24 protein-coding genes and 1 pseudogene are annotated in these 19,586 nt (G+C 36.4%); 6 read left to right on the plus strand and 19 right to left on the minus strand.

The features are described from left to right. From ACTFWY_RS13545 to ACTFWY_RS13565, 5 genes and pseudogenes are all read left to right on the plus strand, one after another. A pseudogene (locus tag ACTFWY_RS13545) lies at positions 1-101 on the plus strand (IS30 family transposase); the annotation flags it as partial. 1,487 nt (positions 102-1,588) lie between these two features. Beyond that, positions 1,589-2,536, plus strand: a complete 948-nt coding sequence (locus tag ACTFWY_RS13550) for a helix-turn-helix domain-containing protein (protein WP_439927108.1) — start codon at positions 1,589-1,591, stop codon at positions 2,534-2,536. Further along, positions 2,533-2,703, plus strand: coding sequence for a type I toxin-antitoxin system Fst family toxin (locus ACTFWY_RS13555; RefSeq protein ID WP_376716430.1), 171 nt, complete (start codon positions 2,533-2,535; stop codon positions 2,701-2,703). Before ACTFWY_RS13550 ends, ACTFWY_RS13555 begins: the two co-directional genes overlap by 4 nt. Positions 2,704-3,570: 867 nt before the next feature. Then, complete coding sequence (locus ACTFWY_RS13560; RefSeq protein WP_423121594.1) at positions 3,571-3,885, plus strand: hypothetical protein; 315 nt, start codon at positions 3,571-3,573, stop codon at positions 3,883-3,885. Between the two features lie 188 nt (positions 3,886-4,073). Then, on the plus strand, positions 4,074-4,343 hold the full coding sequence (locus ACTFWY_RS13565; protein WP_423121595.1) for a hypothetical protein: 270 nt from the start codon (positions 4,074-4,076) through the stop codon (positions 4,341-4,343). Here ACTFWY_RS13565 and ACTFWY_RS13570 read toward each other — a convergent pair. The 3 genes from ACTFWY_RS13570 to ACTFWY_RS13580 form a co-directional block, all read right to left on the minus strand. Then, the gene (locus tag ACTFWY_RS13570; protein ID WP_423121596.1) at positions 4,340-5,104 is read right to left on the minus strand and encodes a Panacea domain-containing protein; all 765 of its coding nucleotides are present in this window, start codon (positions 5,102-5,104) and stop codon (positions 4,340-4,342) included. The genes ACTFWY_RS13565 and ACTFWY_RS13570 overlap by 4 nt on opposite strands. Continuing rightward, on the minus strand, positions 5,104-5,754 hold the full coding sequence (locus ACTFWY_RS13575; protein ID WP_423121597.1) for a hypothetical protein: 651 nt from the start codon (positions 5,752-5,754) through the stop codon (positions 5,104-5,106). Before ACTFWY_RS13575 ends, ACTFWY_RS13570 begins: the two co-directional genes overlap by 1 nt. 445 nt (positions 5,755-6,199) lie before the next feature. Then, entirely contained in the window at positions 6,200-7,003 is an 804-nt protein-coding gene (locus ACTFWY_RS13580; protein ID WP_423121598.1) for a C40 family peptidase, read from the minus strand. Between the two features lie 92 nt (positions 7,004-7,095). Between ACTFWY_RS13580 and ACTFWY_RS13585 the strand changes: the two genes are divergently transcribed. Continuing rightward, on the plus strand, positions 7,096-7,314 hold the full coding sequence (locus tag ACTFWY_RS13585; protein ID WP_081132349.1) for a hypothetical protein: 219 nt from the start codon (positions 7,096-7,098) through the stop codon (positions 7,312-7,314). On the opposite strand, the gene ACTFWY_RS13590 is transcribed toward ACTFWY_RS13585, so the two are convergent. The 16 genes from ACTFWY_RS13590 to ACTFWY_RS13665 form a co-directional block, all read right to left on the minus strand. Beyond that, entirely contained in the window at positions 7,291-7,431 is a 141-nt protein-coding gene (locus ACTFWY_RS13590) for a hypothetical protein (RefSeq protein ID WP_179135094.1), read from the minus strand. The genes ACTFWY_RS13585 and ACTFWY_RS13590 overlap by 24 nt on opposite strands. Before the next feature lie 44 nt (positions 7,432-7,475). Further along, positions 7,476-7,784 (minus strand): phage holin, encoded by a 309-nt coding sequence (locus ACTFWY_RS13595; RefSeq protein WP_086269401.1) that lies wholly within the window; start codon positions 7,782-7,784, stop codon positions 7,476-7,478. A 2-nt stretch (positions 7,785-7,786) separates the two neighbouring features. Beyond that, on the minus strand, positions 7,787-8,140 hold the full coding sequence (locus ACTFWY_RS13600) for a hypothetical protein (RefSeq protein WP_131731835.1): 354 nt from the start codon (positions 8,138-8,140) through the stop codon (positions 7,787-7,789). Positions 8,141-8,213: 73 nt separating this feature from the next. Next, the gene (locus tag ACTFWY_RS13605) at positions 8,214-8,354 is read right to left on the minus strand and encodes a CD1375 family protein (RefSeq protein ID WP_187361774.1); all 141 of its coding nucleotides are present in this window, start codon (positions 8,352-8,354) and stop codon (positions 8,214-8,216) included. A gap of 14 nt (positions 8,355-8,368) precedes the next feature. Beyond that, entirely contained in the window at positions 8,369-8,674 is a 306-nt protein-coding gene (locus tag ACTFWY_RS13610) for a hypothetical protein (protein WP_131731836.1), read from the minus strand. A gap of 10 nt (positions 8,675-8,684) precedes the next feature. Further along, positions 8,685-12,575, minus strand: coding sequence for a phage tail spike protein (locus tag ACTFWY_RS13615; protein ID WP_439927105.1), 3,891 nt, complete (start codon positions 12,573-12,575; stop codon positions 8,685-8,687). Next, complete coding sequence (locus ACTFWY_RS13620) at positions 12,575-14,053, minus strand: hypothetical protein (protein WP_439927103.1); 1,479 nt, start codon at positions 14,051-14,053, stop codon at positions 12,575-12,577. Before ACTFWY_RS13620 ends, ACTFWY_RS13615 begins: the two co-directional genes overlap by 1 nt. Next, the gene (locus tag ACTFWY_RS13625) at positions 14,043-14,642 is read right to left on the minus strand and encodes a distal tail protein Dit (RefSeq protein ID WP_439927102.1); all 600 of its coding nucleotides are present in this window, start codon (positions 14,640-14,642) and stop codon (positions 14,043-14,045) included. Before ACTFWY_RS13625 ends, ACTFWY_RS13620 begins: the two co-directional genes overlap by 11 nt. Then, on the minus strand, positions 14,636-17,047 hold the full coding sequence (locus ACTFWY_RS13630) for a phage tail protein (protein ID WP_196774965.1): 2,412 nt from the start codon (positions 17,045-17,047) through the stop codon (positions 14,636-14,638). The genes ACTFWY_RS13625 and ACTFWY_RS13630 overlap by 7 nt, the downstream gene beginning before the upstream one ends. After that, the gene (locus ACTFWY_RS13635; protein ID WP_041120504.1) at positions 17,047-17,430 is read right to left on the minus strand and encodes a DUF5361 domain-containing protein; all 384 of its coding nucleotides are present in this window, start codon (positions 17,428-17,430) and stop codon (positions 17,047-17,049) included. Before ACTFWY_RS13635 ends, ACTFWY_RS13630 begins: the two co-directional genes overlap by 1 nt. Positions 17,431-17,441: 11 nt before the next feature. Then, on the minus strand, positions 17,442-17,705 hold the full coding sequence (locus tag ACTFWY_RS13640; RefSeq protein ID WP_041120505.1) for a hypothetical protein: 264 nt from the start codon (positions 17,703-17,705) through the stop codon (positions 17,442-17,444). Next, the gene (locus ACTFWY_RS13645; RefSeq protein ID WP_131731839.1) at positions 17,702-18,283 is read right to left on the minus strand and encodes a phage tail protein; all 582 of its coding nucleotides are present in this window, start codon (positions 18,281-18,283) and stop codon (positions 17,702-17,704) included. The genes ACTFWY_RS13640 and ACTFWY_RS13645 overlap by 4 nt, the downstream gene beginning before the upstream one ends. An 11-nt stretch (positions 18,284-18,294) precedes the next feature. Continuing rightward, the gene (locus ACTFWY_RS13650) at positions 18,295-18,630 is read right to left on the minus strand and encodes a hypothetical protein (protein WP_131731840.1); all 336 of its coding nucleotides are present in this window, start codon (positions 18,628-18,630) and stop codon (positions 18,295-18,297) included. Further along, the gene (locus tag ACTFWY_RS13655) at positions 18,631-18,867 is read right to left on the minus strand and encodes a hypothetical protein (RefSeq protein WP_041120510.1); all 237 of its coding nucleotides are present in this window, start codon (positions 18,865-18,867) and stop codon (positions 18,631-18,633) included. It lies immediately after the preceding gene. Then, on the minus strand, positions 18,860-19,198 hold the full coding sequence (locus tag ACTFWY_RS13660; RefSeq protein ID WP_131731841.1) for a hypothetical protein: 339 nt from the start codon (positions 19,196-19,198) through the stop codon (positions 18,860-18,862). The genes ACTFWY_RS13655 and ACTFWY_RS13660 overlap by 8 nt, the downstream gene beginning before the upstream one ends. Continuing rightward, entirely contained in the window at positions 19,140-19,583 is a 444-nt protein-coding gene (locus tag ACTFWY_RS13665; protein WP_131731842.1) for a phage Gp19/Gp15/Gp42 family protein, read from the minus strand. Before ACTFWY_RS13665 ends, ACTFWY_RS13660 begins: the two co-directional genes overlap by 59 nt. Between the last annotated feature and the right edge of the window lie 3 nt (positions 19,584-19,586).

Below are 19,586 nucleotides of genomic sequence, written 5' to 3' on the forward strand. Positions count from 1 at the left end.
CTAAACGAAATAATATTCCTAGAAAATCACTGGATTATCGAACACCTTTGGAAGTATTTTTGAGTTACGTAAGTATTGATGATCTGTCTAACTTAATTTGACAATTAAGAATATTATTTATTTATTTATTTATCATAGTATTCTTTTTATAGAGGTGATTAGATGAAAAAGAATAGTGCTTGGTTAAAACCTTGGAAAATTATGTTGGTTGTTCTCGCTTTTTTTGCTAGTTCCTTTATTGCAAAAATGGTCTTTTCTTTATTTTTTGTACACATGTAATAACTTTGAGCCGCCCATAATCCTTATCCAAAGAACGCTTTCTTTTAATGAGGCCGTAAAGTATTCAAATGGTTTGGTGTATCCTTAGCAGTCTTTTTTTTATTCTCGCTTTCGCTACTTACGAAGTTGACAAGAAGAAGTAAACAGATTACATCAGCAAAAGGTAACTCTTGAGTTGCCTTTTTATTTTTTCAGATCAGAATAGTTAATTGCGATGATCATCTCTTTTAATAGAAAAATATTTGGTGAATCGACTATTTTCATTTGAACTTACTTTCATCCGATAACAACATCTAACAGACTACAAGATTTGTTCAGAATATTCAGACTAAAGTATCGATTATTGCTTTATCCTTATGGATGTTATTATGACAAAAATACACGAATAAAAATGGCTCAACCGCCTATATATTTCAAACTTATTTGAGAACTGATCCAGTGACTGGAAAATAAAAAAAAGACAACTCATCGAGGTTTCAAAACTCGGCAAGAAGCTACAGCTTGATTGGTCTCATTTAACTCTATAAACAATATATGCGACTATCATTTTCGATAGTAATGTACCATTTGATCATTTTTTCAATTGACATTCATCTTCAAAAAAAGAGATGTCCCCAGCGAAGGAAAACATCTCTAAATCGTTGGTAAACCAACGTTCTAACCTTGTTAGAATTATTCCGCAGCGTTCGCGTCTTTGAGACCGTATTGATAGCTTTCAGAAATTCTGATGATAACTGATACAACTTAATACTGTGTCTACGACCTTTTACTAGATTTAAATTAACCTAAAAAATGCCATTAAAGCTTACTCGGTATGGTCAAAAAATCATTGTCAGTATATTGAATCTCTATCGGAATTATATTTTCGATAGATTTTTTTAGACCTAGTTGTATGCAGTAAATTTTTAAAGAGCTTCAAAATCCTTTGACAGAAATGGATTGAGCAATGTTCCAATAGGTACTTTTTAATGAATCTCAGCACGTTTTAGAGTTCTTATACCTCAAGACATACAAAACATACGTGAATCAGGTCTACATTGAAATAACTAAAGTTTGAAAAATATATTATATACCATCACACATCTCAAGTAACCCGTTCAAAAAGCTAATTTTTTATCTAATAACGGGCTGAACTTCCTGACAAACTGTTAGTACGCACGGTTATACTACAAAAATAGTTTATCATACTTTCATTAAACAGAATTTCCATAGCATCAATTAAAAAGGGAATTAAACTTAATTTTTGCCTACTTAAGTTACAGTTTCAATGTCTTCCTTCTTTTGCTAGGCTAATTTTGAGGTGATAAAGATGTACAAAAATAACTTGAAGAATTTAATGTCGGAAAAAAACATTAGTAATCACAAACTAGCAAAGGAAACTTCACTATCTCGTCAGACTATTAGCAAAATTAAAAATAATGAATTTCATGATATTTCTGTTAATGTATTGACTGAACTGCTAGAATATTTTGACGTGTCTTTTGATGAATTTGGAACAATTTATTCTCGTGAAGAATGTTTGCAAGCATTAATACCTGATAGAGGTTTTACTAGTGGAAATTTAGATTTATTAGAATCTTTACTATCTAAAAATCTTCATATTTCTTGCAAGTATCACCCTTATTCCTCCAAACAATGTTTAAATATTTATTCCAAAGGATATTTCAAAAAATTTTCTTTTTCAGGAAATATGCGAATCAATACCACTTTATATGGACTAACATTTGAAATAACAGATTTTGATTTATATAGATTAAGCAATAATTTTGTGTTCAATGATTTTTATGAGCTCTATAAAAAATTCATTATTCAATTGGAGCATTATGCATTAACTTTAGGATTCACTCAAATTGTTATAAACGTTAGCTCTTATACTGATAATGATTTAGAAATACACATAGAGCCTAGAACAGTAAATTCAAAAGATTTAGAATTTTTGGTAAATAGTTATAGATATTCTACTAGAGAAAACGAATTAATTAAAACATCAGTCATTAAGCAATTAGGCTATATAGAGCATAGTTATACTGAATCCCACAGAAAAAGAAAATATGAGATAGAGAAGATAGACAATTATGTAGATCGTTTAACCCATCTAACCTTTTTTGAGAAAGAGTTAAAACGTATCTCTATATTTTCAGAGAAAAATATATCTTTTAATCATGGTTCAAAAAAATTTATCAAACCATTAAATTCTGAAATTATCCCCAAAGAAAAACTCGAAAAAGATAATAAACGGCGATTGGAATGGTTATGATAGCATTTCTTTTAGCGTTTCTCTATGCTATACTCATTTTGGCAACTTGCCCCCAAAGGGGGTGTGTTCTATTGGAAAAACTACTATCGTTGGTTATTGCGCCTATCTTTGTAGGTTTAGTTATTCAACTAATTTCTCATTGGTTGGATGAGAAAGACAATGACTAAGAGCAAGTTGCTTCTAACCCACACATTCGAAGTCGCAACGAATGTAAAAGAAAACCACTCTATTCGCAGTAGAGTGGTTTTTGTGTTCCATTGGTAAAATTACTATCGCTTCGCACCATCATATTAACAAAAATAATGTGGAAAATCAAATTTATTTGATTAAAAATTTGTCCTTCCTATTTACAACATCTATCTCGTTTGTTTTCACAAACGGTGGGTATATTACGCTAAGGCACTCCGAGAACTAGTTTAGATACTTGCTATTTTGTAAGTTTATCGAGGCACAAAAAAAACTACATGCCCAGTAGAATAAGTCAGCAGCGACGTTAGGAGAACATAGTGGCTGGTGACCTATTTTATAGTATTGTATGGGTAAATCCGGGTATTTTTTAAAGCATATATTGATAGCTTTCAGAAATCTTGGTGATATAACTTAATACTGTATCTATCACTCTTTTACAAAATCTAAAGTAGCTACAAAATACCAGTAAATTTTACTCGGTATAGTCAAAACGCAAAAAAAGCAGACTATCTGTAAAAGATAGTCTGCTAAACCTTGAATTAACAATGTTTTGATTATTCCGCAGCGTTCGCGTCTTTGAGACCGTATTATCTGTTTCGCTGTGTTCTATTGATTCTTTATGTTAATTATTGATTGATATTACAGTGTTTTTATCGATCTAACTAATTCTAGTAACTCTCTGTTTTTCTTATTAAACGCAATCAAAACGCAATCAAATTCCGCCAGCTTGTCGTACATATAATGAAAGAAAAAAATATACATATAAAACATTCTAGTTAATTATACTCTTGTTCTCTTTACAAAAAGAACAAACGTTCGTATACTCCTTTTAAGGAGTGATTACAGTGAGATTCATTAAACGTGAGAATTTCGGTGATTATATACGACCAGCAAAATTTTGTTTAAAGAATAAACTTTATGGATTTGAAAAAGCATCTCACGAAATTATTATTATAGAAGGAATGGATTATAATTGGTGGATTTATAATAGTGATCGCTACTGCATGGCATTCCCGACCAAGGACATTGATCATGTTTTATTATTTGAAAGAGATTTTCAAGCTCGTCTACCTCTCTCGCATAACGGAGAAAATTATCTTCTAACAGATTTTAAAAAAGCAAAACGTCCTATAAACCCATACACTGGAAAGGTATCTTAATATGAACATAATTAGTCTATATGAACAGGGCTATATTTCTTATTCAGAGTTTGAACAGGAATTTCCTGACAGTATATCTGAATCTCAAGAGTGCGTTTTTGGAACTCGTTGCGTAGAGTTTTATGTAGGCATGACTTTAGGAAAAACAAATACTAGATATTTTATACAACCATATGGAGGCGATCACCATGAAATCATTGAAAGGTGTAGTTTCGAAGATACGAGTGCTGAAAATGTCGAGGACCCCTTTGGTCCGTTTCTCTCTTGACGGTGTGAACTGTCTGATTGCTGCACATAGTTTGAGTTTTCTAGCCGACGTGGATGAAGGAATGCAGATCGTGGTTGCTGGTGAGTATAATGATCGGAAGCAATTTGTTGTGAGGAAGTATTCGGTCATTGGTAAAACGAAGATTATGATTGAATTTGAAGCAATGAAAAAAGACCTTAGCTTGGGCTAGGGTCTTTTTTTGAACTCTTTTTCTTTAGCTCGATAATTAAGTATAGAAAAATCATCAATAATCCGATTATATGTTCCAGCACTATAAGCTCTATCCCAAGGACCATCTGGAACATGTGAAATTGATACTAACTCACTTGCAGATTTTGTCCAATACAATTCAATAACTTCCTTAAGCGTAGCTAAAATATCTTTATAGTTTTCATTCATAGCTATTTTAGCTAGTGCCATGGGAACTGTTATTTCTTGCAGATAAAGAACAGGATCGCTCGCTTCTTCTATCCTATTGCGTCCAAAATCTTTATATAAATGATACACTTCTTCTACCACGGGACCATACTTATAAGCTACAATTTTTTCAGGAAAAAGCTTTCTTTTGGTTTTTTCTAAATAAGTTGCGTAAGTAAAATAAATCAACTTTTGTAATTTTAGATTTGTAACCGGTGATAAAGTCAAGAAAAGTTTCGCGATGTCAATCGCACTAATTTCTTTATCTTTCTTAAGTAGTTGCAAAAAATCATCTGCACTTTTCGCAATATAAACATCCTTAAAAAAAGAATCCTTCTCGTATACACTCTCCCAAGAAACAGAATCAGTAGTTAATTTGTGAATACCAAAATCAATTTTCCCTAACATCTCTTTACTTTTTTCCAAAAAGTTTTGTATAACGGTTTTATCAAGACTATCGTTAGATGAATAATGCCATCCAATTCTTGTCCCGCCTTCATAATAGCTAGCTATTGCAATAAAATGATAAGCCATTAGTCATCTCCCTTTCTTAATATTCCTTCTTTATATTGCTTAGGCCATGTAATATAGCCTCGCTTAGCTTTGTGCTCAGCATGTGATTTTTCATTAGTTTCTGAATGTTTTTTATTCCATATCTGTAATTCCCACGGAAAAAAAAGATTATTACCATTCTTGAAATATAAGTGGGTTCCTACATAGCCTTGCTTACTTCTATTATACCATCTCATTAGAGAGAATTCATCTTCAATGGATTCCATAAATTTTTTGAATTCTTCAGTTTCACAATTAAAATCATCTATAATCAATCGAAAACCCAACAAATCATTTAAGCACTTTTGAAGAGATACTTTGCCATCAGCATGATCTTTACAATAGTAAAAAAGTTTGTTTTGGACGGATTCTTTTTGCTTAAGTCTTATTCTCCCGTCCCACAGTCTGTATTCATGATCAAAGTCAGAGTATGCTATAACAAAATTTAATTTCTCATAGTATTTTTCTATATGCAGAAGAAAATCATCAGATATTTTATTCCCAATTACAACATCTTTTACTTGGATTTTCCTCAAATTCCAGTTATTTTGTTGCATGAAATGTTCTTCAGAAATGGATTTATGTAATCCGTTTATATCCATTATGCTACTTCTAAGAAGCTCAAAATTCATAATTAATCTCCTAAACATATTCTTTAAGAGATTAACACTAATGCAATGTATTGTAAAGGGAATTAATAGCCTACGTTGTTTGAATATAACTACTAGAATCAGCTACAATGAATTTGCAAAACATACTCATGGAGAAGAGTAGTCCAATTAAATGATGATATTTTATGTCGTAACTTAATGATCAAAAAACAATTTCATCTCAATGATTACTCAAACTCAACAAATTTATGACGATTTTCTAATCAATAATATCTATTAAGTAAGAACAATGATAAAATAAATACGAAGAGTACTGGTCGCAGTCCAGAAAAACTTCCCCAAGTTTTCTGTGCCAGTACTCTTCTTAGATTAATGCATGTTGCAGGATAACCTTATGTGAAAAAAAACATTTTTGCAAATGATATGAATTCAAGTTAATTGAAGCCCGCTTATGCGGGCTATTTTTTTACCATGGAAGTTTATTATTGTTCAATGCTCTCTGTAATGCCTTAACCATATCGGATTTCGGACTGATAATACCATCAACTGTCGTTCCTAATGCTTTTTGCATCGCTTTGATTGTTGCTTCACCACATAGACCATCAATTACACCAGAATAATATCCTCTTGCTTTGAGGCCCATCTGGATTGCACGGATCACGTCGGATCCGATCAAAGTAGTATCAAATTCTGCAGAATAGATATTTTGATTGTATTTTTGCTTGTACTGATGACTAATCACTTTATCTCTAGTTGTATTGTAGTATTCTTGCAAACGTAGAGTGACGAGTGGTCCCCATTGTCCATCGATTGCCAATTTGATCATTTGTGTGCTGTTATCAGTATTCACATCTGCATTGCCACTAGCTACAATTCGATAGAAATGGTGCGTTAATCGAGTGCTCATATAAGAATCATGGCTGTCTGTGTGAATTCCATTCCAATAATAGCTGCAATGGATAAAACTCTTATTGCTCAAAAAGATTCCTGTATGCCCTTCTGATCCATGAGAAGCCCCAGGAGTTCCAGCTATAAAGATATCCCCTCTTCTCACTTCTGCACGACTAATTTTCTTGAGCACTGTTCCATTCATGGCAAATAGCGTTTCTGTATTTCCCATTGTTCCGGCCGGTAAGAATCCACCAGCAATCATAGAAAAAAACACTGCAGAAGAACAGTCGTAGCTTTTAGGGCCTAATCGACTTGTCATGGAATAATTGACTCGCCCTTCCTTGCTTGCCATCCATGAAATCATGTTTTCGATACTCATTTTTTATTTCCTCCTTTTGACAATATTTTTTTGCTATAATTTCCTTATCAGTCAGTGGTCGGCTGAAGTAATTGATAAGGAGGTGTGTTTATATGGTCAAGAAATATGATCTTGGCAAGTCATCAGACATGAGAAAGTTTACTCGAGATTTAGACAGAGATATCAAAAAGGAAGTTAAAAAATCAATGCTATCTCAAAAACATGAAATCGAGTGTCCTCATTGTCAAAAAGAAGTTTCAGTTCCAGCAGGACATTCACTATGTCCAAGTTGCGGAGAAGAAATCAACTTAACTTTGAACTTCGACTTCTAAATTAAATTCTTCAATCTTTTTCAATGTCTCTTGTAATTGCTCAGACTGGATTGTTGCCTGTTTGAGCAATTCTTGAAATTCATCAATATTTGTTTTAACCTCTAATGTTACTTCCATGTTTATCCCTCCAAATATTGTATTAAAAAAGAGCAGCCGATTGGCTACTCCTTCTTGTCTGTAAATTCTTGGCCATCGCCGTAATCAACCGTATCGCTTTTTGGTTGATCATAAGTAAGCGCCTGTTGGCTATCCGCGATACCTGTAGTTGTTGGATCATTAACGATACCAATAATCACCAGCACTGCAAATACTGTGTTTACTACAACAATCAGTTTATTGACCAAGTCACCAAAATCGTACTCAAATCCAAATACTGCAGCAATTGCTTGCACTGCTAGTGCTAGTGCTGGAATAACTGCCAACCAAAAAGCCTTACTTTTCAAACGTAATTTCCAATTAATATTGTTCATGTTTATCTACCTCCAAAAAATTTTATTAATTCTAAGACGAATGCGAATACTGCCCCTGCTGACGCACCAATTCCAAGAATCATTTTCCACATATTCGTTTTGTCGAGCATTTTTAGTTCATACTTGCGTTCATCAGACTTTTCATTTCTTTGCAATACTGCACGAAGGATTTCCGCATTTTGTTCGCTTTGCCGTGTGTTTTGCTCACGTAAGAAACGGTTTGATTCATCAACTCGTGCTAGACCTTCATTCATCGATTTTTGCATTTCCAGTGTAACGTCATTAAGACGCCCCAACTCTTTGTCATGCTGTTTTAACCGCTCCTCATGTGCTTGGACCTGCTTTTCTATTTCCACATATGCCACCTACTTCCCTGAAATAAAAAGCAACCGACTATTAAGCCGATTGCTCCTGATACTACATATCCGATTATTTGGTTCCTTCTGGCTTTTTTGCTTCGTCAACAATTTTTGCAACATCTTCTCGTAAAACATCTGGCACACTTTCGATTGTGCGTTTTCCTTCAATTACGTGTGTTGCATATAACATTTTCAACGCTGAAAATTCCATTTTTCACTCCTCCTTTACTTTGAAAAAACATAATCTGATATTTCCATAAAAGCAGTTTGGACCATCTCAGATTCCTCTTGCATAGATTTTACTGTCTGTTTCAACTCTTCATTTTCTTGTTTCAATAAATCTAACTCTGACGGTTGGCTCTCGGAATTTTCATCTACAATAGACTGAATAAATTCGCTCATTTTTTCTGGATCATCATCGAATTCTTCTAAAACAATAGAAAAGAGCTCATCCATTTCCTCTGTGGTTGAACTCTTTTCTTTAATAACATGCTTGATATACAATTCTTTATATTTTTCTTTAGCTGTCATCGTCTGCCTCCTACACGTCTGCCGCTGAAAAGACTCCAGCTATATTGAAAATATCATTTGCATTATTTGTTAAATATCCAAAGTCGCTTCCCGTCCAGCCTAATCGATAGCTAATTGATATTTCACCATTCGTATCGATAGTGACCATGAATATTGTCGTTCCAGCTCCTTTTCCTAAATACTTTACTTGCATTTGAGGTCTAAATCCTACCGGAAGTACACCTACAACATAAGTATTGTTTGCATTTGGTAGTGTACTATTATTTTTAAAGGCTCCACTCACTTGGACCATACGTCCTAATCTGGTTGCGCTAGGAAAATTACCGCTCGATGGACTTGTTGAATATTGGGACCAACCGCTTGCTGCAGGAATTCCTGTTTTTCCTATATTATATAGATCCTGAAAAGTTAGATTACCACCCAGCCCCCGGCTATCGGTCATTGTAAATCTGTAAGGATTTATAGAAAGATACCTATCTGCTTTCATTTTTTGCGACCCGTTAAATACGACAAATTGAAGATCTTCATGGCTGAATTGTGAGAAACCATTATTTTGAATTTCCCCAGTGCTTTTTACATACGTTTGGAAGTCATTTCGGAAGTACCCGCCTGACATAGAAAGCCGGCCTTTTCGCCAAACCGTACTTCCTTCAGCTATTTGATAATCGTAATCAGAATACAATCCATCTCCTTGGATTTCTACTCCGTTTATTATTCCAGCAGTGATTTTGCCTAAATCAGCACTCAATGCATCCAGAGATTCAACTGCTAATGTTGCACTAGCATATTTCTTTTTTTGCCAACCACTCTTGTATGTGTATACCGCAATAATTTTATCACTTGTTGACGATTCAGTTTGAAACCATGTGGCTCCTTCTGTGGTATCGCTAGGCTGAGTAGGTTGCATATAGGCAACGCCCATAATGCCACGATCGCCTTTCGGTCCTGCTGGTCCCTGTGGTCCTTGAGGTCCAGTTGGCCCTGTATCACCTTTATCTCCTTTAATCAAAGACCAGGAGTAATCAGCAGCGTTGGTGCTTTCATTAGCAGTTATTTTGTTGTAGGCTAATCCAATGTAAGTCTTACCTGTTGGACTATCAGACATTCCTGCGCCAGTAGCTGATGTGGCATACTTAATCCACGTATAAAGTGTTTGTCCATTATCTCCTTTGGGTCCCTGCGCTCCATCTGATCCTTTGATCAATGACCAAGTGTAGTCGGCATAGTTTGTCGATTCGGTGGCTGTTGGTTTGTTGTATGCCAATCCGATATAAGCCTTTCCTGTTGGGCTGTCAGACATTCCACTTGTTGGCGTATCTGCATACTTCAACCAAGTGTAATAAGTTTGACCATCAGACCCTTTAGGTCCCTGGATACCTTGATCCCCTTTTTCACCCATTTTTGCTGCAGAATAACCTGATTCATTTGTTCCATCTGTATATGTCCAAGTGGTTTTGGTCCATAAAAAAGATCCTGCTGGTACAGTAGGTATTGATGTAGTCCATCCGGTAGTTGGTTTTACAGTTCCAGAAGTTGAAGATACATATTCAATTTTCGTGCTTGAAATTCCTACGCCATCTTTTCCCGCAATTCCGTCAGTTCCGTTGTTACCATCTTTTGCATTGTATGAAACAGTATAACCAGTTTCTGTTGAAGAATCCGTGTAAGTCCAAGTAGTTTTAGTCCACAAATACTGACCCTTAATTAATGCCGGAACTTGAATTGTCCATCCAGAAGTTGGGGCTGACGTTCCACTTGTAGATTGAGCATAAGTAATATTTGTATCAGAAACTCCAACACCATCTTTCCCTGCGATGCCATCTTTTCCATTTTCTCCGTTCATACCTAAAATTCTTTGCCACGTATAATCAGCAGGATTTGTGGATTGGACATCATCAAATGTTGTGTAAGTTCCTACATATGAAGGATATGCATTGATAAAGTCGTCGCTAGGAGCCGGAGTGTAAATTGTAGGCGATGTGCTAAATTCAATCTTATTGTCTCCGACATTTGGATAAGAGGCTTGAAAGTAGTAAGCACCTGTTGGGACGGTCCAAGAAAATGATTTCTTCCCAGATTCTGCTTTGCGTTCTATATAATTCTTGTCTTTGTCTGCCCAGCGCCAACGGAAACAATATGTTGTACTTGGATCTTCTGTTTGCGTGAAATACAAAACATCTCCGGGCTTTACCGAAATATAGTCTCCCATAAGATTACTATTCGGATCAGGATAGGGCGCTCCAGTCGTATGAATATTTGTATTTTTTATTTCAGTTGAATGGACAATCAAATTTTCATTTGGATATGGAATCGTAAATCGATCGGTACCATCTGGGTTCCAAGAGTAAGCTTGATAAATATGTGCGTCTTGCCCATCTTCGCCTTTGACAAGTTGCCACTTATAGTCTTTTGGATCGTTTGATTCAGTTGCGGTCAATTTGTTTGTAGCTAGTCCAATATAATATTTTCCAGTGGGATCATCGGTCATGTTGGTTCCTTGATAATCATCCGCATACTTTAGCCATGTGTATGTTGCCTGACCATTCTCACCCGGCGGACCAGGAACACCTTCCCCCACAAATTTTACCCAGAGTCCCCGATAATCTGCAGGATTATCACTGGCTGTTGGCACACCTAACACTTGCTTAATCGCAATATAGGTTTTTCCGGCTGGTAAAGCACTGATTCCGTTACCTTCCTCATCATCTGCATAACGTATCCAAACATAAGTAGTGGCTTGCTTTAACTGATCAGCTAACTCTTTAAGCGATTGACTAACTCCGCCATCTTGAATGAGGTAGTCTCCCAATGTAGCTTTATATTCATTAGTAGAATAGCATCTCGTAAGTTCAAGAACTCGAGCGCTCAAGAACAGTTTTTCATTCTCGTCTACTAGATAAATCGTATCGCCTATCTTTACGTTGTCTGGTAAATTTGCGATGTCAGTTTCATAATTGATCGCTGGTTGACTTGCTTTTTCTAGTTCACGTATGACGTTATCACAAAGTGTTTTTTGATCAGTCGTTTCGTAGGCTTTGACACGTTGGATATGTCCGGCATTCGGATTTGGATTATTATTTGATAGTAATCGACTCCATATCTTCACTGACTCCATATCCTGCATGACACCAGTTGTCTTGTTTAACAAGAATCTTCCATTTGGATCTTTGTAGTTATACCCTTTTAAGTTAATTGGTTCATTCTTGCCTTCTGGCGTACCACCAGTTGCCACAATAGCTGTACATAGATCATAGATATTGGCTTTGGTCACAATATTATTGATATCTTTATCCATATACAAGGTAATTCGTTTATCTGCTCCTCTTTTTTTATGAACATCCACGTATCGCTTAACAACTTGTGTTCCTGTAATTTCAAATGAAAAACTCAGTTCTGCATTATCAAACTGAGTAGCTAACGAGAGTAAACGAGCGAGAATCGTCTGACTTTCACTCTCCCATTTTAACGTGCGACTGAGATTACTGATTTCATTGATGCCAATTTCAAAACCAGTATCTCCGGCAAACAGTTTGAAATATTCTGCAAATGTCATCGCTTTGGTTGCACTATATGCATCGACCAATCCATTGATCAGATCCATTCCTGCATCTTCTGCTCGAATGAAATGTTCGCCCACTTTCGGATCATGTTCAATTTCCATGATTGTCATAAAAATTGATTGACCATTTTCATCTTTATACAAAATATAGTTCCCATAGTTGGCCATTGATTTGACTTGATCTCGTTCTTTAGCCGAAAAAATAAGCGTCCCCTCAAACGTTCGAGAGGCAGCGCTTATACTAAGAATATCTTGATCATTAAAAATTGAAATTGGTGCATCAGAACTGGTAGAGGCGATTCCCAATAAATTAAATTTTCGATCTGTAAAGTAAAAATCCATTAGATATATGCCCCCCTTAGTTCTACTTCAAAATCAAAAATATTTGCCCAACTACTAGCAACGGGTAAGAATGTTGTTGTCCCTGGCTCCACCGCAAATCGTTCCCAGGTATTGCCCAATGCATGAAGTTTAAAGTTTTCAAATCCGTTCAAAAATACCTTGCGATTTAAAACATCAATTTCCAAAACATCCCCATCATCAAATAGATTGGGTATATTAGTAAACGTTGTTTCGTTATCCCAATAAAATTTACAATCAGTCCATGTCATATATAGGGCATGCTCATTAGTCGGATCATCGCCCCATTTCTGAAACCAAGTGCAAAGTCCATCAATACCCACACCAGAAATTTCAGGTAAAGTTGCTGAAAAAACCTCCGCTTTTGAGGCAATAATTCCTTCACCGCTAAAAGCCTTCCACTTGGAAAATTTCCATTCCACGGTTGTATCACTCGTTCTTTGAATCTGAATCTCCCAGAAGCGACCAGTCCATTCTTTTCGGTCAAGTGTCAAACGTTTCTGAACTTTATCAAAACAACTGAATTCTACGATAAGCTCTTCTCTGACTCTTGAACTATCACGTATAACACAAGAAACAATACTTCCCAATGAACTATTCTGCAGAGTAAATGTCAAACGTCCGGAAGTAGTCTTAGTAGGTTCGAAGTCAAATCGACTTCTATATGTGAAGTTCCCGGTATCTAGATTGCTTGTATTTTTGGGAATGTCAGTATATAAGGTTGGTCCTGCCCAAACACCATCATGATTCTCTGGCCAGATTGGCATCACAACATCGGCTCTTGTTGTCCAATCAACGTCCCCACCGATTTTGTTTGGCGTATCTGGATTTCCTCCATAGTTTGGGTAATCCGGTTTTGCCTTAGGACTGTTCAACTCAAATTTACTAGCATTATTCCTCATTGGAATACTGATGATTTTATCTGTTCGTTGCCCTTCAATCACATCAAGCTCTTCTGCATTACCAAATTGCAGAATACCGTCGTCTGGATTGACAACACCCACAAGACCATTTTCACCGTTCATAGTTGCCCTGAGAATTGGCCAAGCTTTATATGTTCCGTGATTTGTCACAGCAACATAATCGGCCAATTGAGCGGTTGGTTCGGCAAAATCTGCGAGCTTTTCCCCTAAGTTAAACTGCGGCTTTGAATAAGAAACTGCACTTCCTAATGCTAAACAGGTGATCAGATTTAGTGCCTTGGTATTTGGATTTGAAATAGTAAAATGAATATCTAGATTTTGGAAATTGCCCAAATTTAAAGCGGCAGGTTTCGCTTCATGAGAAGCAAGAACCTTACCGCCTGCATAATCTAATTCTTGAATCACCGCAACCGCACTTTTTGATCCGTTTGTATCTCCTTGCAATGCCTTATCTATTCTTAGTGCTACACGTCCCCAAACCTTGTCTCCTTGTTTCAGCTCAGATAAATTCCGCGTTGTACTGTTGCTATTTTGCATGATATAAAAGCCGTTGTACGTTGTACTTTACTTCACCTTTATCAGCAATAGTGTTTGTATCACTTAGATCAGCACCCAAGATATTATGAGCACCGTTCGTTTCATTTAATCGAGCGGTCCATTGTTTGTAATACTTATCTTTCTTTCGAAATTCCGGATCTAAAACTTGATTCTCTGCACTATCAATCGAGATATTAGAAAATATCCGAGGATTAACATCATAAGAAACGCCATCTGGTACAATCCAATTGATCGTACCCTTACCAGCTCTAACAATATCATCAATTTCGACATCGCCAGTTGGGATTGCATACCAACATTTATCTGGTTCATCACTAAAAATTAATGGTTGAGGTCCTTTTTGAGCAACGATTTCTGCAAGTATGCGCCTTTTTTTGTTTACATTTCCTACTAGTGCGAATCCCATTGGAATTGTTCTTCTACCGATCGATCGATCAACATATTTTTCACCATCAGACCGACCAACTTTTTGTGTTTGATAATCAATTTCTGGCAATAATCCTCTATCGAGAGAGGTAACTATCATATATTTTGTAATATCATAGCCTGCATACGTAACTGTTACCACGCAATCCCCTCCTGATTTCTCTTTTGCCTACGTTGCATCTTCTGAATCTCTTCCCAAGTGAATTTAGCTGTAGCTTTCCCCATTTTTCTGCCTTCTATTTCAACTGTCACAGGTATTTCAAACACGCTTCCATCTGCAGAAGAACTTACTGCTAATTCAGGTGTATATGTCTTACTGGCTAATTGACTTGCCGCTATTGAACTATTTATTCTGCTTGCTTCAAGAACCATCTGGCCTGATGGACTAAACTCATTACTGATTCTTTCAGCCATTCCTGAAACACTTTTTTGTACGTTTTTAAAACTTTCTTTTAAGCTATCATTAAATCCGCCCATAATTGCTTTCCCTGCTGGTATCAACAATTTCTTGTCATAGCTGATTGGCCCTTTATGTTCCTTTATCCAGTCAGCAATACCACCAACAAAATTTTTAACGCCTTCCCATGCTGACTTTAGTCCACCGAGAAACCCATTCATGATTGCTCGTCCAGCTCCACTTAAACTTATATTTTTCAAACTGTTAAATACATTTTTTACACCATTTACAACATTTTTAATACTGCCAGCAACACTTGAAACTACACTCTTCATGCCATTCCAAGCTCCAGAAATACCTGAACGAAGAGAATTACCTGCACTTGAAAGCCCGCTGAAAACGGATCGGATTCTGCTTATAACGCTACCAATGACATTTCCTACAGTTGAAATGACTGATTTAATTCCATTCCATGCAGCACTAATTATACTTTTCAAAACGTTCCCGGAAGCCCCTGCACTTGTAAAGAAAGATTTTACTGAAGTAATAACAGAACCTATACTTTTTCCAACGGTGGAGATAATCGCCTTTATATTATTCCAAGAACCAGTCAAAATTGACTTGAGGGATGTTCCTGCACCACCAAGATTTGCAAAGTAGCCAATAACTGTTCCAACCCATTCTGCAACTTGAGTTAACGCTGGCACACATGCCTTAAAAGCATCTACTAAAAATGAGATTACTGGTGTCAAAAATCCTATAGCAGTAGTTATTGTATCAAATGTAGCAGATACTCCAATCAGGATTCCTTTAAATACACCTCCGAGAAAGGCCCCAACCACTTGTAAAACTGGCATTAATGCATCCGAAAGAACTGCTATCAACGGTTGAGCTGCATTCCACATTTTCACAAAAGAATTGACGACCATATCGATTGCAGGACTGACAATGCTCAACATTGTACTGAACGCATTTGTAATTGCTGGGATAATTGCAGAAATTAAAGCCTGTAATCCACTAAAATCAAGTTTAGTAAATGCCGTAGCAATTGTACTAATAATCGGAGTTATTAATGACACAACAGTTTGAAACAACTGGGGTAGCTGACTAAAAGCTGTTCTAAATGCTTTGATTATAGGGTCAATTGCGTTTCGAACATTTCCCAACAACTTTGACAAACCTCCATCGATCCCAATTCCTAATTGTGATAACAATGCTTCTCCACCTTCGAGAAACCTTGGACCAGCTTCTTGAAACAAGGTAGAAAACACTACTGGCAGACCCTTCAAAATATTTCCGACCATTGGAATGAAGTTATCGAATAAAAACGTTGAGGTGGTTTGTGCTAATGCTTGAAGAGAAGGTATAATATCTTCCCCTAAACTGAGCTTACCTAATACATTAGAAAAAGCCGCCCTCATTGCCGCAAATGAACCACTAAATGTTTCAGATGCTTCTTTAGCTGTTGTTCCAGTAATACCTAGTTCTTCTTGAACTGCATGAATCGCACTATAAACATCACTCAAATTGTTGATATCATATTTAACACCTGTTAGCTTAGTGGCATCAGCAAGAAGTCGTTCCATCTCCGTTTTTGTTCCGCCATATCCGAGTTTCAAGTTATCCAACATAGTATAGTTTTGTTTGGCAAAACCTTGGTAGGCATTCTGAATATCGCCCATATTTGTACCCATTTTATTAGCATTGTCGGACATATCAACCATTGCCATATTTGCTTTTTCAGCTGCCTTTTCAGTATCACCACCCATAGATTGCAATAAACTTGCACTGAAACTTGTGACATTTTCCATATAATCATTTGCTGATAATCCAGCAGTTTTATATGCCTCATTGGCGTACTGCTTGACTTTATCTGCACTGCCCTTGAAAAGAGTCTCAATTCCTCCTAGCGATTGTTGCAAAGCGGCACCCTCTGACAAAGAAGCAGAAATACCTTTAGTTATAAGTTCGCCAATTTTAGCCGCTGCAATAATTCCCCCGATCGTCGCAACTAGCTTACCGCCAATTAAATTTCCAGCACTTTTCCCTGCTGCATCAGCTTCGCCAGACAATTGTTTTGTTATGGATCCGCTGATTCCCTTGGCAGAAGGCATGATTTGTACAAAAGCTTGTCCTAATTCTATCGCCATTATTCTTCACCCCCATTCGTTGAATCTCCAATCAGTTGTTTTCTCATACGAGTAAAATCCTCACCAGAATCAAATATGATTTCTTCTTTCTCACGCGGATTATTTTCGGATAATTTATGTAATATTGACTCAGGCCGATTTACATTTTTTTGTCCATCTTTAGTTTTCGTCCAAAGCAAAAGCCTTAAATTATCACTAATCCCTGCCAAAAGTAGAGTGTCTAGAGGTATTTTTTGTCCACTTAGCTTCATTTTTATTCTGGACGTTTCTCTCAAACCGCAAGAAAAAACAGCTACCATAGAAGCTGGCAGCTGTTTATAATCATAAATTTGATAAGTTTCAGCCAAATCACAAACTAGTGCATCTTCATCTACACTAATCATTCCGGCGAGGATTAAGAGTTTTTTGTTTGTGCTTGGTTTTGAAAAATATCCCCCAATTCTTCTATCATCTTTTCAGCTGGAACAATACCATCTTCATCACGTACATGCTCTTTTAATGCATTGGCTTGCTCTTGTCCAAGCAAAAGTTTTAAGGCTTTGGGAATAAGTGTAGGATTTTCGCCAACTTCGTTAATTACTTCTAAAAGTTCATAATTATCTAATCGTTTTTTTTCGATAGAATACTTAAACCCTGAATTTGTTTCCCCTTTAATCATTGACCTGAACCTCCTGTACTAGCTGCTGGTTTCTGAATGTATTCGAAGTGAGTATTTCCCTCATCATCAGACGGAATAGCAGTAATAGTTGTTTCATAACCTACTGCATCTGCGTCTGTATAAGTAATTTCACCGATTTCTGATACTTTTGCGGTCGGAATAACGATTCTTTTCAAGTTGCCGCCTTTTAGGATCATATCAACAACAATCGCATGTTCTTCTAATTCTTTTGAATTAGCTTTGATCGTAATTCCAGTATCTAAAGTACCGGACACATTTGTTGATCCATAGACTTCTTTAAGTACCTCAACGTTTGTTGCTTCAATCAACGTATACGTAAAAGTGTCTTCTTTTTCGGTTTGTACCGAAGCAACAGTATCCCCTCCCCAAGCTTTAATATTTTCATTTGATGGAGTATTTGAGTTAGTCATACCGTCTTCTGAAATGTAACCCAAAGGTTTAAAAGCAGCATTCAATTCTTCTTTAGCATTCTTGGGTACTGTTGTTCCCAATGGTGCCGAATAAATAGCTCCACCTACCTTGGGTTTAGCTGTTGATACATTTTTTGCATCTGACATTTTATTACCTCCTAATAATGAGTGATATCAAAAACAGCTTGATATCGGTATTCTTTCGTAGTTGTATCCGTATAGTTATAATCACTGTTCAACTTGATTCTGCTAATTTCATCAAGTGTAATCAATTCTTTTAAAACTGCCTTTAATTCAGCATTCAACACAGCTGCTTCATATAATGTTGGTGCATAGCTTTGAAATGCATACGTTGAAGAAGAAATATGATTACTTTCACCACTACCAGTCTTTTCAAATAGAACATAGCTTTCTGGCATCTTCCCTTGTTTTTCTAAAAAAGATGGCACAGACAAATGACTATCAAGAAAATTCTTGATCACAATTTCAATCATTTATCGCACCGCCTTTAAGAGGGTATTATTTTTCATATTGTCTTTTTTTGCTTGGTATGTATCCGCATATACCATCGCATTCGCTCTCGTTTTACCTACATAAATATCTTGTTTGTAACCTTCGCCAGCTCTATTTCTCACACCAGTTGCTTTCTCTTCTAATACACCTTGCATCTGATTGGACTTCATTAGAGCTGCTACTCCACTCCGGTTCAACTTGAATTTCATCTTAGCCATAACGTTCCACCATTACTTTCTTATTCCAATCAAGTGGGATTAAGTCTTCGATACCCTCTGTAGGAAAGCCAAAGGTTTTCCATCGTTTACCAAAGAATTTTACTTCTTTGTCTTCCCAATCATTAGTATCTCCTTTCGGGATTGCTAACGTATATACAGCTTTTTTTCCAGTTAAAGTAAGTTGGTTGACAATATCATCAGTGGAAGTAGGAGTAACTAAGACATTTTCAACATCAATATCTGCTTCTTCGTAGATTGGATTCCCGAATGGATCAGTTCCCGTCTTTGTCAAATCCACCAATTGAATTGTTATTCCTTTCAAAATTGCCATAAGGTTCAATCACTCCCATCTGTTGCCGTCTTAAACCAAGGCGGCTCAATTCGCTGTTTTTAATAAATAAACCGCCACCCGGCACAAGGTACGATCCAGAAACAGAATAACCCAGTGCTCCTTCTGCATACTGGGTCATAGGCTCCTGATCAGTTGATGTCATTAATGTTCTAGCTACAACATCAACAGTTACTGATTTGACAACATTCAAAAAGTAATCTGGTTTCATACTAATCATATTGTCCAAATCTTTACCTACCTTATCAGCTTCCATTCGTAAGGAATCAGAAACGACATCAAGTAATTCAGCAGCACGTGTAATTTCTTCTGGCTTAAGGGCACGCCATAGGTTTGACAAATCATCAATAGTTGCAAAGGCTGCCATGAA

It is taken from the genome of Enterococcus sp. 125944, from assembly GCF_051909435.1.
Classification (GTDB): Bacteria; Bacillota; Bacilli; order Lactobacillales; family Enterococcaceae; genus Enterococcus_D; species Enterococcus_D gallinarum.